This window comes from Streptomyces sp. NPDC050564 (genome assembly GCF_044457265.1).
Lineage (GTDB): Bacteria > Actinomycetota > Actinomycetes > Streptomycetales > Streptomycetaceae > Streptomyces.
Window position 1 is genome coordinate 212,846 of record NZ_JBITGS010000015.1, and the last position, 14,102, is coordinate 226,947.

The window sequence follows — 14,102 nt, forward strand, 5'->3', positions numbered from 1 at the left end:
CCGTGGGCGCTGAGACCCCGGCGCCCCCTCCCGCGGGGCTCGGGCCGGGGCCCAGCGCTTCCCGTGCGCCGCCGCGATGACCACCCTGTTGGCCCCCAGGCGTAAAGGCTGTGTCCCCTTCAGGCGCCCGGCGTGATCCGACCCGTCACCTCGCCGAGGCCTACTCGCGTGCCGCCCGGCCCCGGAGCCCACGCCGTCAGGGTGACCTCGTCGCCGTCCTCCAGGAAGGTGCGCTTGGTGTCGGGGAGGTCGAGGGCGTCGCGGCCGTTCCAGGTGAGTTCGAGGAGGGAGCCGCGTTCGGTTTCGGCGGGACCGCTGACGGTGCCGGAGCCGTACAGGTCGCCGGTGCGCAGCGAGGCGCCGTTGACCGTCATGTGGGCCAGCTGCTGTGCGGCGGTCCAGTACATGGTGGAGAAGGGGGGTTCGGAGACGATGTGGCCGTTGATCGCGACGGAGATGCGGAGGTCGTAGCCGCCGGGGTCTTCGGAGGAGTCGTCGAGGTAGGGGAGCAGGGGGTGCGTGCGGGTGGGGGGCGCCACCTGGGCGTCTTCGAGTGCGTCGAGCGGGGTGATCCACGCCGACACCGATGTGGCGAAGGACTTGCCGAGGAAGGGGCCGAGGGGGACGTACTCCCATGCCTGGATGTCGCGGGCCGACCAGTCGTTGAGGAGGCAGAGGCCGAAGACGTGGTCGCGGAAGGCGGAGAGGGGCACGGGGGAGCCCATGGACGAAGGGGTGCCGACCACGAAGCCGACCTCCGCCTCGATGTCCAGGCGGAGGGAAGGGCCGAAGGTGGGAGCGGTGTCGGAGGGAGGCTTGCGCTGCCCCGACGGGCGGACCACCTCAGTGCCGGACACCACCACCGTGCCGGAGCGGCCGTGGTATCCGATCGGCAGGTGTTTCCAGTTGGGGGTGAGGGAGTCGGCGGCGTCGGGACGGAAGATCTGGCCGACGTTCCGGGCGTGGTTCTCGGAGGCGTAGAAGTCGACGTAGTCCGCCACCTCGAAGGGGAGGTGCAGGGTCACCTCGGAGAGGGGGTGGAGGTGGGGTGCGAGGGTCTCCCGGTGGGCCGGGACCGTCACCCAGGCCGTGAGCGCGCGCCGTACGTCGGACCAGGCGGTGCGGCCCGCCGCGAGCAGCGGGTTCAGGGTCGGCTGTGCCAGCAGCTCCGCGTACGGGGAGCCGAGGGCACGGGCCGCCGCGCCCGCGTCGAGCACGTGGTCGCCGAGCCGGACGCCGACGGTTCGCTCGGACGAGTCCACCCGGCTGAAGACGCCGTACGGAAGGTTGTGCGGGCCGAAGGGATCGCCCTCGGGGACATCGAAGGGGGGCATCGGGTGCTGCCTCACTTTCGGATTTGTACTCGCCATGTGATTCATGTGTTCCATGTGGTCGGGGCACACGTTACGGGGGAGTGACCGTGCCCTGTGGCAGTGCCTAAAGAGTTTGCAATGTCCGAATTGGTCTTGTCGGACGCGGCAATTCCGGCTTAGCGTCCCTTTGGGGGACACGGACGGGGTGGGTCCGGTCCGTAGGGGGGACGCGTGGGGGGACCCGTGGCCAGGAGCTCCAGCAGTGTGCCGGTCGACGCCGACCGGGAGGTTCCGGGCCTCATCGTGAAGTTCGGCGACTACCCGCTGCACCACGGTGGAGTGGGCGCCATCCGCAGTCTGGGCCGGCTCGGCATACCGATGTATGCGATCACCGAGGACCGTTACACGCCCGCTGCGGCCTCACGCTATCTGCGGCGTGCCTTCGTCTGGCCGACCACCGGAACGGAGGAACCGGAGCGGCTCGTCGAGGGGTTACTGCGGATCGGGCAGCGGATCGGGCGGCCGACGGTGCTCGTCCCGACGGACGAAGAGGCCGCCGTGCTGATCGCCGAGCACCAGGACGAGTTGGGGGACCGTTTTCTCTTTCCGCGCGTCGACGCCAAGCTGCCGCGCCGCCTCGCCAGCAAGCAGGGGCTGCACGAACTGTGCGCGGAACACGGTATCCCCAGCCCGCAGGCGGCCTTTCCCCAGTCGTACGAGGAGATCCTCGCGTTCGCCGAGAGCGCCCGCTTCCCGCTCGTCGCCAAGAACCGCGAGGCGTTCGTGCGCCGCAGTCGGCCTGCGGTGAACGGGACGACGCGGATCACGACCCGCGAGGGGCTGCTGACACTCGCCCGGGACTGGGGCGCGCAACCGGGTGTGATCCTCCAGGAGTACCTGCCGAGAGAGGAGGCCGAGGACTGGATCGTGCACGCGTACTTCGACGCGGACTCGACGCCGCTCGCGATGTTCACGGGCGTGAAAGTCCGCTCCTGGCCGCCGCACGCGGGAATGACGGCGAATGCGTACGTCGTCGACAATCCGGAACTCGCGGACCTCGCCGCGCGTTTCATCAAACAGATCGGCTTCAGCGGCGTCATCGACCTCGACCTGCGCTTCGACAGGCGCGACGGACAGTACAAGCTGCTTGACTTCAACCCGCGGATGGGCGCGCAGTTCCGGCTCTTCGAGAACGAGTCGGGGATCGACGTCGTCCGTGCCATGCATCTGGATCTGACCGGGCGCACCGTTCCAGAGGGGGAACAGCGGGCCGGTCACCGCTACATCGTGGAGAACATCGACCTGCCGGCCCTGCTCGCCTACCGGCGCAGCGGCTATACGACACCGCACGCGCCGGCTCGCGCGAGCGGTACGGAGCTGGCGTGGCTCGCGGGTGACGACCTGCGGCCGTTCTTCACGATGCTCGCGCGTTTCGTGCGGCCGGGCGCGAAGCATCTGTATCAGCTGTGGCGGACCAACCGCCGTGGCAGCACCAACAGTTCCACCGCGAAGTAGACGTAGTACGTCCTGGGGAGGGGACTTCGTGATTCATCCGGTAGCAGTCATCGGTGCCGGGCCATTCGGCCTGTCCACCGCCGCCCATCTGCGGGCGCGCGGTGTCCCGGTGCGTGTCTTCGGCGAGCCCATGGTGAGCTGGCGCGATCACATGCCCGAGGGGATGCTCCTCAAGTCGACCCCGGTCGCCTCCAGCATCGACGCCCCGCAGCGCGGGCACACGCTCGTCGACTACTGCGACGCGGCGGGGATACGGCGGCTGGTCACGGACGAGGACATCATCCCGGTCGAGACGTTCATCGCGTACGGGGAGTGGTTCCAGCAGAAGCTGGTGCCCGAGCTGGAGCGGGTGCGGGTCGTCTCGGTCGACCGCAAGGACGGCCGTAATGGCTCCGGCGGCTTCGAACTCAAGCTGGATTCAGGGGAGTTGTTCACGGCGCGGGCGGTCGTGGTGGCCACCGGTCTGTCCGGACTCGCCCATCTTCCCGCCGAGCTCGCGGCAGCGGCGGCCGACGGACCCACCCCCACGGGCCCTGTCTCCCACAGCTCCCAGAACCATGACCTGACCCGGTTCTCGGGCAAGGAGCTCATCGTCGTCGGCGCCGGCCAGTCCGCGCTGGAGACGGCCGCGCTCGCGGCGGAGGCGGGAGCGCAGGTACGGGTGGTGTCCCGCGGCAAGGGCGCCGTCGACTTCGGCGCACCCCCGTGGCAGCAGCCCAGGCTGCGTCCCGAGTCGCCCTTCGGTCGCGCCTGGTCCCTGTGGGCGCTGAGCTACTACCCACAGCCCTACCGCTATCTGCCCGCGCAGGCCCGGCACTACCTGGTCCGCCGTGTGCTCGGTCCGCTCGGCGCCTGGTGGCTGCGCGACCGCTTCGAGGGCAAGGTCGATGTCCGTGAGGTGTCCAGGATCGTCCGCGCCGACGCCCGCGGTGGCCACCCCGTCCTCTCCGTCCAGACCCACGGCGGCCGGACCGAGGAGCTGCCGGCCGACCACGTCATTGCCGCGACCGGCTATCGCGTCGACATCGCCGCGATGGACTTCCTCGGACACGAGCTCCGTACCGCGCTCGCGGTCAGCCGGGGGACGCCGAAACTCGGCGCGGGGTATCGGTCGTCCGTGCCCGGGTTGTACTTCACGGGGTTGCCGGCGGCGGCCTCGTACGGGCCGGTGATGCGGTTCGTGTGCGGGACGGAGCTCGCTTCACCGCGGCTGGCCAAGCACTTGGTGGCTGCGCACGGGTGAGTCGGGGGCAGGGGGCGCCCTTGCCCATGGGTGCGCCCCCTGACCGTCGCATCACATCGGTGCGGCTCGGGGCTCTCGTCCCGCCCGCGGCTCGCGGCAGGCCAACTCCGCATCCAGGAACGGTCGTTGGACGTAGACACGGTGGCCTGCGTCGGTGTGGACGGGAGTGGAACACCCGCGGTCAGTACGGCAGATAAGGCCCGTACCACCCATACCGTCCGTGCGGTGAACGGCGTTGCTGACGGGATACCGGACGTCGTCCGGTTCGCGCCGGGCCGATGAGACGTTCGATCCGTATTCTTCGGATCATGGCCGCTCCGACTGCATATTCACTCATCGCCACTGACCTGGACGGAACGCTGCTGCGCGGCGACGACACACTCTCCGACCGGTCGCGCGCCGCGTTGGCGAGAGCCACGGCCGAGGGTGCCCAGCATCTGGTGGTGACGGGACGGCCGGCGCCGAGAGTCCGACCGCTCCTGGACGAACTCGGCGGCCAGGGACTGGCGGTGTGCGGACAGGGGGCGCAGTTGTACGACGCCGGGGCGCACCGTCTGCTCTGGTCGGTGACCCTGGACAGGGAACTGGCGGAAACCGCGCTCGGCAAGATCGAGGCGGAGGTCGGGCTGCTCTACGCGGCGGTGGACCAGGACGGTGTGGACGGCCTGACGCTCATCGAGCCGGGGTATGTCATGCCGCATCCGACGCTGCCGGCCGTGCGGGTGCCGCGCCGCGACGACCTCTGGTCGGAGCCCATCAGCAAGGTTTTGCTCCGTCACCCTTCGCTGTCCGACGACGAGTTGGCGTCGGCGGCGCGGGGAGCGGTCGGTTCGCTGGCGACGGTCACCATGTCGGGGCCGGGTACCGTCGAACTCCAGCCATGCGGCGTGACCAAGGCGACGGGGCTCGCCCTCGCCGCCGCCCACCTCGGTCTCAGCCCCGCCACCACCCTCGCCTTCGGCGACATGCCCAACGACATCCCCATGTTCGACTGGGCCGCCCATGGCGTCGCCATGGCCAACGCCCACCCGGAGCTGAAGGCGGTGGCCGACGAGGTGACCCTGTCGAACGAGGAGGATGGGATCGCGGTGGTGCTGGAGCGGCTCTTCGGGGCCCAGGGGAGGGCCCGCGAGAGCGTGTCTCAGTAGGCGCCGTTGACGTTGTCGATCGAGCCGTACTTCGCCGCCGCGTAGTTGCACGCGGCCGTGATGTTCGCGACCGGGTCGTAGGGGTCCATCGAGGTGCCGGGGACGTGGTACGCCTTGAAGGTCGGGTCGATGACCTGGAGGAGACCCTTGGACGGGATGCCGGCGGCGGCGTTGGAGTCCCAGTTGTTGATGGCTCGGGGGTTGCCGGAGGACTCGCGCATGACGTTGCGGTGGATGCCGTTGTAGGTGCCCGGAATGTGCGCCTTGCCCATGATGTCCAGCGACTGCTTGATCCAGCCGTCCAGATTGTTGGCGTATGTCTTCGTGGAGGCGGGGGCGGCCGGCGTCGCGGACGTGGTGCTCGCCTTGGGCGCCGAGCCCAGCTTCACGGTCTTCGTGCCCACCGTCAGCGTCAGGCCCGGGGGGAGGACCGCCGGGTTCGCACCGATCACCGCGCGGTTGGCGTCGTACAGCTTCTGCCAGCCGCCGCTCTGCGGGAACTTCTGCGCGATCTTGGACAGGGTGTCGCCCGCGACCACCTTGTAGGTGACGAGCTGGACGTCGTTGATCGTGACCGCGGCAGCCTTCGTGACCTGCGGCGCCTGCGTCGGCTGGGCGGCGTGCGCGCTGGTCGCGCACACGAGGGGGAGGGCGAGCGCGGCTCCGCTCGCGCCGGCGGCGATCATGCCGCGGGTGAACGGGCTGCTGGTCTTGCGGCGGCAGTGCTTGCCTGGTGCGGGCATGACGACATTCCTCTCCGGCGCCTGCGAGGTGAGCTGTCGGGTTCGGGCGGGAGGTGCCCGGCCGCGCGCTGGGCGCGGCTTCACCCCTAGCCGTTCCGAAGTACGGACCGGCGGCTTACCTGGGTCCCCCGCTCCTGCCGTGCGTGGGTGGGTGGGTTTCCGAGCGGCGGCAGGATTCGGCGATCCGCTCGGATCGGGGCGAACGTATGCGAGAGCACATGTCGGGAACAAGACCCGAATTCATGGCTCAGTCCGCTTTAACCTCGGAAAAGGGAGGGATGAATTGCCCGATTATGGCGGAATGTGATCCTCAACTTGCCTTTCGCGAAGGGGGAATCGAGGTCATGGGGTGCGACGCCGGGGCAACTCGGACGTGACCCAATTCACGCGACCAAGGCCCATCAAAGCGGCAATGCTTTTAATTCGGACATTACGCATCGAGTGTCCAGGCCGGGGAATGCCGGGGAGGAGCCGGGCGCACTTCCCACACGGAGAGGCCCGTGTCGCGGTCGTCGTCGGGGAGGCGGCCCGCGTTGGGCTTGAAGTAGAGGCCGTAGCCCCAGTATTCGGGGAGTTCGTGGCACATCAGGTCGGGGTACGGCCCGAACTCCCGTCCCTGGTATGCCCAGTTGATCCTCGCGACGGCTTCCGCCCGTGAGATCCCGAAGCGCGTGACCATCTCGTGGGCCATCTCGCGGAAGTAGGCGAGCATGCCCTCGTCGAGGTCCATCAGGAATTCCTCGGTCCGCGTCTGCGCCATGGGCTCAGGGTTCCCTACGGCACCCCGGCCTTCTAGATCCTGTCGTCGAACTCCCGTCGTCCGCCCGGAGGGCGGGCGCCGCGGGGCAGGCGGGAGTTCGACGACAGGACCTAGCCCGCCGTTCGGGGGATCCGCTTCTCCCAGGTGCGGTGGAAGACCACCTCGTCGCCGTCCTTGCAGATGACCTCGTTGGAGGTGGTGAAGTCCTCGGTGTCGCAGGTGATTTCGGAGGTCGTCGAGATACGCGCGTCCCAGGGCAGGTCCGGGCGGTGCAGTCGGATCGACCACGTCGAGCGGGCGCGAGCGGAGAGGGGGTGGAAGTCGTTGATGGTGTATGTCTCCAGCGCGTTCTCGGTGAATTCGAGGCCGTCGGGGTAGACGCGGGTGCCGCCGTAGCGTGGGTCGACCTCCAGGCGCCAGGCGCTGGCGGCCACGTCGCGGACCACCAGGCGTTCCGGGCGGGGTTCGTCCAGCGTCGTCGGGACGATGACCCCGAGCGGTTCGGACTGCTCCGGTTCCTCGAACGTGATGGAGGGCGTCGACTCCCGTGTCCTTACCGGGAGTTCCAGCAGGCTGCCCGTCGGGTCCAGGGTGAAACCGGCCTCCGAGCCCGGCTGCGGCCAGATCCAGGGCCAGTACGCGGAGGAGACGGCGAGGCGGATGCGGTGGCCCGGCGGGAACGCGTAGCCGATGCCGTTCAGGTCGAAAACCACCTCTTCCGTAGCACCCGGTTTCCAGGGAACCGCCTGGTCACGGCCGTGACGCTTTGACAGGTTCAGTACACCCCGGGTGACGAGTGTCGAGGCTCCGTGGGGGGCCACATCACACAGGCGGGCGATCACCTGACCCCGGGGAACCGAGGACGTCAGCCGCAGCCGGACTCTCGGACGGCCCAGAACCCAGGTCTCTTCCGGTACTTCGAATTCGAAGCAGGCGGATCTCGCGTCCTCCTCCCGTTGGTCCGGGGGCAGGTCCGCGTCGTTCCCGAGAGGGAAGAAGCGGCCCGCGTCCGCCCCCGTGTGCTGGGGAGAGCGGATCACCACCGGGTCGCCCTGGAGGGCGTACGAAACGGGGGTGACGGAGGGGGAGGGCCAGGCCGGGTCGCCCACCCAGCGGCCGGGGAGCTCCGGGTACACCGTCGCCGGGAGGTGCGCGTCCATCACGTACGAGCGGAGGACGGGGGTGGACAGGGCGCCCGTGTCCTTGTCCCGGAGCCAGTGGTCCCACCAGCGCAGGGTCTCCTGGAGGAAACCGATCGCCGGGCCCGGCGGCAGGCCGCGGTCGGGGTACTGGTGCGACCAGGGACCGATCAGGCCGCGTACGCGATCCCGCGGAAGGTGTTCCACCAGCCGCAGCACCGTGTCGCGGTACGGGTCGTGCCAGCCGCCGACCGCGAGGACCGCCGCCCGGATCGCGCCATAGTCCTCGCGGACGCTGCCGTGCCGCCAGTACGCGTCCCGGGACTGGTGGGACAGCCAGGTGTGGATGAGCGGGTCCACCGCCTGCAGGCGCTTCACCCACATGTCGCGCCACATCACCTGGCCCACGTGCACCGGGTCGGGCGGGCGGGAGGCGAAGGCGAGCATGGTGGCCGCCCAGGCGTGCATGTCGACGGCGAGGACGGAACCTCCCATGTAGTGCACGTCGTTGTCATAGCGATCGTCCGTCGAGCAGACCGTGACGATCGCCTTGAGCGGCTCGGGCGCGAGGGCCGCGATCCGGAGGGAGTTGAAGCCGCCCCAGGAGATACCGAACATGCCGACCTTGCCGGTGCACCAGGGCTGGGACGCGAGCCAGTTGACGACCTCCACCCCGTCGGCCAGCTCCACCTCCGAGTACTCGTCCGTCGGCAACCCCTCCGAGTTGCCGTGGCCGCGGACGTCCACCCGGACGGAGGCGTAGCCGTGGCCCGCGTACCAGGGATGGCGTTGCCAGTCGCGGGGCGCGGTCCAGTCCGTGAGGCGGCACGGGAGGTATTCGAGGAGGACGGGCACGGGCTCGTCCGTCAGTGGGCGCCAGACGCGGGCGTAGAGGCGGGTGCCGTCCGGAAGCGGGATCCAGAGGTCCTCGTGAGTGGTCTCGTACGGGAAGGACGTACGGATGTGCATGAGTGTCACCCCAGTGGCTTCAGTGGACCGGGTGCATCGTGCGGCGCAGCCAGGGGGCGAGGGCCGTCACGGCCGGGCCCGGGGCGTCGGCGATCGTGCCGTTGAGGCCGGAGCGCGCTGTCGGCCGTCCGGCGGCGGCGCGGAGCACCGCGCCAGCGGCGGCCGCCGGCAGCCCCAGGACGATCGGGCGGACCGCGCGGCGCATCGCGCCGGGCCCGACGGCGGGCTCCGCCGCGTGTCCGCGTCCGGCCGGGTGACGGCGGCCCGCCACGTACTGGAGGAGACCGAACATCATTCCGATGGCCGCCGCCGAGAATCCCCCGTCGCCGTCGGTGAGCCGGCCGCCGGCGACCGAGGCCAGGTGGGCGAGCGTTCCGTACGCCGCCGACACGGGCGCCGTCGTGCCCGCGGCCACGCCCATACCGCCGTGGGCGACGGTTGGCGCAGAGGCAGAGAATCAGGATCGGGATCGCCTGCATGCCGAGGAACGAGAAGCGCTCCGGGACCTTCGGGCCGGAGAGGGCCGGCAGGCCCCTGGGCCCGCCGAGGAAGGCCTGGTCGTCACCCGGCGGCTCCCGGCTGCCGGGGGCGGTCTCGACGGCGCTTCGGGACACGGTGGGGTCCCTCCGGATGGGGCGTGGCATGTCCGGTCGTATCAGCTGATCAAGAACATACCGCCCGTAATCCGATATCGCCCGGGCGAGCGGGGTACCTGCTGCTGGAGCGAAGTCGGGCGGGGGGACGGTGGGCGCTCGTGGTGATCGAAACGTGACCGGATACGCTGACTTGAGTGATGGCAGCGACACATCGACAAACCGTGTCATCGACCGAATGATCGACCGAGTTCGCCATGTGATCGTCAGCAGACAGGAGAACCTCTCGTGACCGTCGTCGGGCCGTTCGGGCTGAGCGTGCGGGACCAGGCTCTCGAAGCCGATGTCCAGGCCGGATTGGCGGCTGTGGAGGAGGGCTTGCTCGAAGTCACCAAGAGCGAGGTCCCCTTCATTACGGAGGCCGCGCAGCATCTCCTCCGGGCCGGTGGCAAGCGGTTCCGTCCGCTGCTCGTGATGCTCGCCGCGCAGTTCGGTGATCCGTACGCGCCGGGTATCGTGCCCTCCGCCGTGGTCGTCGAGCTGACCCATCTCGCCACGCTGTACCACGACGATGTGATGGACGAGGCGGACGCGCGACGCGGGGTGCCCAGCGCGAACACCCGCTGGGGCAACTCGGTGGCCGTCCTCACCGGTGACTTCCTCTTCGCGCGCGCCTCGCACACCCTGGCCGATCTCGGGCCCGAGGCCGTCCGGATCCAGGCCGAGGCGTTCGAACGGCTCGTGACCGGGCAGATCCTGGAGACCGCGGGACCGCGCGACGGGCGTGACCCGGTCGACCACTACCTGGATGTGCTCAGCGGGAAGACCGGCTCGCTGGTCGCGGTCGCGTGCCGGTTCGGGGCGATGATGTCGGGGGCCGACGAGACGGTGGTGGACGTCCTGACGCAGTACGGGGAGCGGCTGGGTGTCGCCTTCCAGCTCGCGGACGACGTGCTGGACATCGCGTCCGACTCGCACGAGTCCGGGAAGACGCCGGGGACGGATCTGCGCGAGGGGATTCCTACGCTGCCCGTGCTGCGGCTCCGGGAGCGGGCGGAGCGGCTGGGTCTCGCCGAGGACATCGCGCTGTGTGAGCTGCTCGACTCCGACCTGACGGATGACGCCCGGCACGCCGAGGCGCTCTCCCGGCTGCGGGTCCACCCTGCGCTGGAGCAGGCTCGGCGGGACACCGTGCGGTACGCGGAGGATGCGCGGGCCGCGCTGGCTCCGCTTCGGGAGTGTGATGCGAAGGCCGCGCTGACGGAGCTTGTCGACGCGGTGGTCCACCGGGCCGGGTGAGGTCTGCGTTCCGGGTGCCCGGCGGTGGGGTTGCCGTCGGGGTGGGGCGCGCGGCCCGGGGCTGTACGGGGTGCCGCTGTGCCCACCTGTACCGCCCCGGCGGCACGATTGCCCACCGTTGGGACGGGTGACGGCACCCGGCGCCACGGCACGCAGCGCCCAGGCCCCCGGCGCGCATGTCTACTGCTGCGGCGGCTGTCTCAGTAACCCGATCCTCCCGTGTTCGTCGCCGGCTCGCCCGACGCCTTCGCTCCTGTGGGTGTCACCGCGAACCACGTTCCGTCGACTCCCTGGCCGTACGCCTCCTTCGGTTCGTCGTCCTTGCTGTAGCGGTAGAGGGGCCAGCCGGCGAGGGTGAGTTGGGTGGTGCCGTCGGTGCGCTTCACGGTGGTGACGAGGTTCTTGTCGATGCCCTTGGTCGTGATGGCGCCCTGGGCGGTCGCGGCGGGCCAGAGCATGGCGCACGCGGCGTAGCAGGTGACCTTGGTCGGGTTCGCGGAGTCCGCGTCGAAGCGGTAGAGGACGTAGCCCTTGCTGTCGGTCACGACCGTGCCGACGTTCTTGACGTCAGCGGCTGTCAGCGTGGTCCTCGACGCCGTCGAGGTGCCGGCCTTCGTGGCGCCACCGCCACCGTTCCCTCCGCTCCCGCACCCGGCGAGCGTGAGCGCCACCAGCGCGGTGCCCGTGGCCGCGTAACCAATGATGTGCCGCATGGCGACCCCCTTGGCCGATGCCGATTGCTGACACCCAGATGTACGGATTTGGGTGAGTTTTCGCTTGCCCCTCAAATAATGTGACGGGGGTCACATAGTTGGATTGAGTCCAGGGTCGGATTCAGTCCGTACTCATGCCCAGAAGCTGACGCAGGGGGTGTCAGCTGAGATACGGGGAGAAAACAGAATCATGGGATCGAACGCCACGTTCACCACGCGTCGCAAGAGCCTGATCCTGACCGGCGTCGCGGTGGCCGCCGCGGCCGGTGTCGCCGCCGCCGTCATCCCGGCGGTCGCCGACAGCGGCAGCCACGGCACGAGTAACGACACGGCCGGCATGAGCCACTCCGCGCACGGCGACCAGACCATCGTCACGCAGAGCGGCGTCATGGGCGGCAGCGGTGGCACCATCCTCGCCACCAGCCTCCGCGGCACCAATGAGGTGCCCGTCCAGGGCGGCCCCGCCGTCGGCGACAAGGACGGCGCGGCGCTGGAGTTCATCAAGGTCAAGGGCAACAAGGTGTCCGTCGCCGTGACCTGGCGCGGCACCGGCAGGCCGACCCTGCTCCACATCCACCAGGGCGCCAAGGGCACCAACGGCGGCGTCAAGGTCGATTTCAGCAAGTTGCTCGACAAGATCAAGGGACACAGCGTCGTCGGTACCGTCAAGGTCGAGGACGCGGCTCTGCTCGCCGCCCTGAAGGCCGACCCCGGTTCCTTCTACGCCAATCTGCACACCGCCGAGTTCCCGGGCGGCGCCGTCCGCGGTCAGCTCCACAAGGTCACCAGCTCCTTCGACTTCCGGCACGCCCTGAACAACTTCCAGGCGTCGGTCGTCAAGGGCAAGCAGATCTACGAGTGCAAGCCCGTCGAGGGGGGCGGGTACGCCTTCGCCCAGCGTGACGTCGCGGCCCTGCTCGGCGGCAACATCGCACACTCGTTCGTGAAGCCCAACTCGGGTACGCCTCAGTGGGTTGCGCCCGACCGCAGCGCGGTCACCGGCGCGCTGATCTCCAAGACCCCGAACGGCGACAAGAACATCCCCGAGCTCGACCTCAAGGCCACCCAGTCCGGCAAGCACCGCGGCCTGCTGGCAGGGACGCAGGAGATCCTGCGCCTCAACACCGTCGGCGGTGTCGCCCCGGCCGGGTCCTGCTCGCCGGGGACGATCGTGGGTGTCCCCTACCAGGCGGACTACGTGTTCGTGCAGCGTTGACCGACCGAGCGCATCGAAGGCGGTGCCTCCGTCGACCCTTACGGGTCGGGGGAGGCGCCGCCTCCTCACGTCATACCGCAGGAGTACGTGGAGTTGAGCCCGGGGTCTGACGCTTCTCCCTGGCCGATTTGGTCAGATTGAGTACACCACTCCTCACCGGTTCGGGTGAGAATGGCGGCTCAGGGGTGGAACAGCGTGAGGACGGTAGGCCGCCGCCGACGACGGAGGTAAGGCACACATGGCACCGTACGAATCCGACGACAGCACGAAGGCCGACGAGGCCGAGGACGTGCGCGCCGGGCGACGCAAAGCCGCGCGGTACGTCGTCCCGGTCGCGGTGGTGGGGGTGGCGGCGGCGACCATCGGGCTCGTCCCGGCGCTCGCCGACTCCGGCGACCCCGACCTGCCGAAGATCACCGCACAGCAGCTCATCGAGAAGATCGCCAAGTCGGACGTCCAGCAGATGTCCGGCACCGTCAAGATCAGCACCGATCTCGGACTGCCCAACCTGGGCGGCCTGGAGAGCAGCTTCGCGTCCGGCGCCGCCCAGGGCGACGGCGGCTCCTCCGCCGACCCGCAGTCCAAGCTGCTCGAACTCGCCTCCGGCACGCACACGCTGCGCGTCGCGGCCGACGGCCCGGACAAGGGCAAGGTCTCCCTGCTGGACAGCGCCGCCGAGTACAGCGTCATCCACAACGGCAACGAGGTATGGGCGTACGACAGCAAGTCGAACGAGGCCTACCACGCGACCGCGCCCAAGTCCGAGAGCCAAAAGGAGAAGGAGGACGTCCCCTCCACGCCCAAGGACTTCGCCGACGAGGCCCTGAAGTCGGTCGACGAGACCACCTCCGTGACCGTCGACGGCACCGCGCAGGTCGCCGGCCGCGACGCGTACAAGCTGCTCATCAAGCCGAAGCAGTCCGGCTCCACGGTCGGCGCGATCAGTATCGCGGTGGACGCGAAGACCGGGCTGCCGCTGAAGTTCACGCTGACTCCGGCGAGCGGTGGCGCCGCCGTCGTGGACGCGGGCTTCACCAAGGTCGACTTCGCCAGGCCGGCCGCGTCGACGTTCGACTTCACGCCGCCCAAGGGCGCGAAGGTCTCCGAGGGCGACGACCTGAAGAGCGAGGAGAAGGCGCAGCCGAAGGGCGGCGAGGACTTCGCCAAGGGCCTGGACGGCCTGAAGACCCTCGGCAAGGGCTGGAACTCCATCGCCGTGTTCGACACGGGCGGCCAGGGCGTGCCCTCCGGCTCGTCCGGCAACGGCGACGTCGACGGGTTCCTGAACTCCCTCGGCGACCACGTCACCGGCAAGTTCGGCTCGGGCACGGTCTTCTCGACCCGTCTGGTCAACGCGCTGATCACGGACGACGGCAAGGTGTACGCCGGTGCCGTCACCAAGGACGCCCTGGTGAAGGCTGCCAACGCCGCCCGGTAATCACCGTATGCGC

The 14,102-nt window shown here is 69.6% G+C and carries 11 protein-coding genes, 1 pseudogene and 1 riboswitch; of the genes and pseudogenes, 6 read left to right on the forward strand and 6 right to left on the reverse strand.

Annotation, left to right across the window (positions count from 1 at the left end; all coding sequences use genetic code 11):
• Positions 1-119: 119 nt before the first annotated feature.
• Positions 120-1,334, reverse strand: coding sequence for a fumarylacetoacetase (gene fahA, locus ACIBK0_RS24750; protein WP_399083974.1), 1,215 nt, complete (start codon positions 1,332-1,334; stop codon positions 120-122).
• 222 nt (positions 1,335-1,556) lie between these two features.
• Here fahA and ACIBK0_RS24755 point away from each other — a divergent pair, with 222 nt between their 5' ends.
• The 3 genes from ACIBK0_RS24755 (at position 1,557) to ACIBK0_RS24765 (ending at position 5,219) form a co-directional block, all read left to right on the forward strand.
• Positions 1,557-2,828: an ATP-grasp domain-containing protein gene (locus tag ACIBK0_RS24755; RefSeq protein ID WP_399083838.1), complete on the forward strand. Its 1,272-nt coding sequence runs from the start codon at positions 1,557-1,559 to the stop codon at positions 2,826-2,828.
• A 28-nt stretch (positions 2,829-2,856) separates the two neighbouring features.
• A complete protein-coding gene (locus ACIBK0_RS24760) occupies positions 2,857-4,071 on the forward strand; it encodes an FAD-dependent oxidoreductase (RefSeq protein ID WP_399083841.1) in 1,215 nt (404 codons plus the stop codon).
• 308 nt (positions 4,072-4,379) lie between these two features.
• Complete coding sequence (locus ACIBK0_RS24765) at positions 4,380-5,219, forward strand: HAD family hydrolase (protein ID WP_399083844.1); 840 nt, start codon at positions 4,380-4,382, stop codon at positions 5,217-5,219.
• On the opposite strand, the gene ACIBK0_RS24770 is transcribed toward ACIBK0_RS24765, so the two are convergent.
• From ACIBK0_RS24770 to ACIBK0_RS24785, 4 genes and pseudogenes are all read right to left on the reverse strand, one after another.
• A complete protein-coding gene (locus ACIBK0_RS24770; RefSeq protein ID WP_399083847.1) occupies positions 5,213-5,962 on the reverse strand; it encodes a transglycosylase SLT domain-containing protein in 750 nt (249 codons plus the stop codon). The two genes, ACIBK0_RS24765 and ACIBK0_RS24770, sit on opposite strands and share 7 nt — an antisense overlap.
• Positions 5,963-5,965: 3 nt before the next feature.
• Positions 5,966-6,122, reverse strand: a riboswitch (cyclic di-AMP (ydaO/yuaA leader).
• Between the two features lie 270 nt (positions 6,123-6,392).
• Positions 6,393-6,722 (reverse strand): hypothetical protein, encoded by a 330-nt coding sequence (locus ACIBK0_RS24775; protein ID WP_399083851.1) that lies wholly within the window; start codon positions 6,720-6,722, stop codon positions 6,393-6,395.
• 110 nt (positions 6,723-6,832) lie between these two features.
• On the reverse strand, positions 6,833-8,830 hold the full coding sequence (locus ACIBK0_RS24780; RefSeq protein ID WP_399083854.1) for a CocE/NonD family hydrolase: 1,998 nt from the start codon (positions 8,828-8,830) through the stop codon (positions 6,833-6,835).
• A gap of 127 nt (positions 8,831-8,957) precedes the next feature.
• Positions 8,958-9,444, reverse strand: a pseudogene (locus tag ACIBK0_RS24785) (hypothetical protein); the annotation flags it as partial.
• Between the two features lie 267 nt (positions 9,445-9,711).
• On the opposite strand from ACIBK0_RS24785, the gene ACIBK0_RS24790 reads away from it, so the two are divergent.
• On the forward strand, positions 9,712-10,722 hold the full coding sequence (locus ACIBK0_RS24790) for a polyprenyl synthetase family protein (protein WP_399083857.1): 1,011 nt from the start codon (positions 9,712-9,714) through the stop codon (positions 10,720-10,722).
• A gap of 200 nt (positions 10,723-10,922) precedes the next feature.
• Here the strand turns inward: ACIBK0_RS24790 and ACIBK0_RS24795 are convergent, their stop codons facing one another.
• Positions 10,923-11,435: a hypothetical protein gene (locus ACIBK0_RS24795; RefSeq protein ID WP_399083860.1), complete on the reverse strand. Its 513-nt coding sequence runs from the start codon at positions 11,433-11,435 to the stop codon at positions 10,923-10,925.
• A gap of 190 nt (positions 11,436-11,625) precedes the next feature.
• Here ACIBK0_RS24795 and ACIBK0_RS24800 point away from each other — a divergent pair, with 190 nt between their 5' ends.
• Both ACIBK0_RS24800 and ACIBK0_RS24805 read left to right on the forward strand, forming a co-directional pair.
• Positions 11,626-12,651: a CHRD domain-containing protein gene (locus ACIBK0_RS24800; protein WP_399083863.1), complete on the forward strand. Its 1,026-nt coding sequence runs from the start codon at positions 11,626-11,628 to the stop codon at positions 12,649-12,651.
• A 238-nt stretch (positions 12,652-12,889) separates the two neighbouring features.
• Positions 12,890-14,089: an outer membrane lipoprotein carrier protein LolA gene (locus ACIBK0_RS24805; protein WP_399083866.1), complete on the forward strand. Its 1,200-nt coding sequence runs from the start codon at positions 12,890-12,892 to the stop codon at positions 14,087-14,089.
• Positions 14,090-14,102: the final 13 nt, after the last annotated feature.

Excerpts from the sequence above, each read along its gene's own strand:
- ACIBK0_RS24770 (WP_399083847.1), bottom strand. The coding sequence starts at position 5,962 with ATGCCCGCACCAGGCAAGCACTGCCGCCGCAAGACCAGCAGCCCGTTC.
- fahA (WP_399083974.1), bottom strand. The coding sequence starts at position 1,334 with ATGCCCCCCTTCGATGTCCCCGAGGGCGATCCCTTCGGCCCGCACAAC.
- ACIBK0_RS24780 (WP_399083854.1), bottom strand. The coding sequence starts at position 8,830 with ATGCACATCCGTACGTCCTTCCCGTACGAGACCACTCACGAGGACCTC.
- ACIBK0_RS24795 (WP_399083860.1), bottom strand. The coding sequence starts at position 11,435 with ATGCGGCACATCATTGGTTACGCGGCCACGGGCACCGCGCTGGTGGCG.
- ACIBK0_RS24765 (WP_399083844.1), top strand. The coding sequence starts at position 4,380 with ATGGCCGCTCCGACTGCATATTCACTCATCGCCACTGACCTGGACGGA.
- ACIBK0_RS24775 (WP_399083851.1), bottom strand. The coding sequence starts at position 6,722 with ATGGCGCAGACGCGGACCGAGGAATTCCTGATGGACCTCGACGAGGGC.
- ACIBK0_RS24800 (WP_399083863.1), top strand. The coding sequence starts at position 11,626 with ATGGGATCGAACGCCACGTTCACCACGCGTCGCAAGAGCCTGATCCTG.
- ACIBK0_RS24805 (WP_399083866.1), top strand. The coding sequence starts at position 12,890 with ATGGCACCGTACGAATCCGACGACAGCACGAAGGCCGACGAGGCCGAG.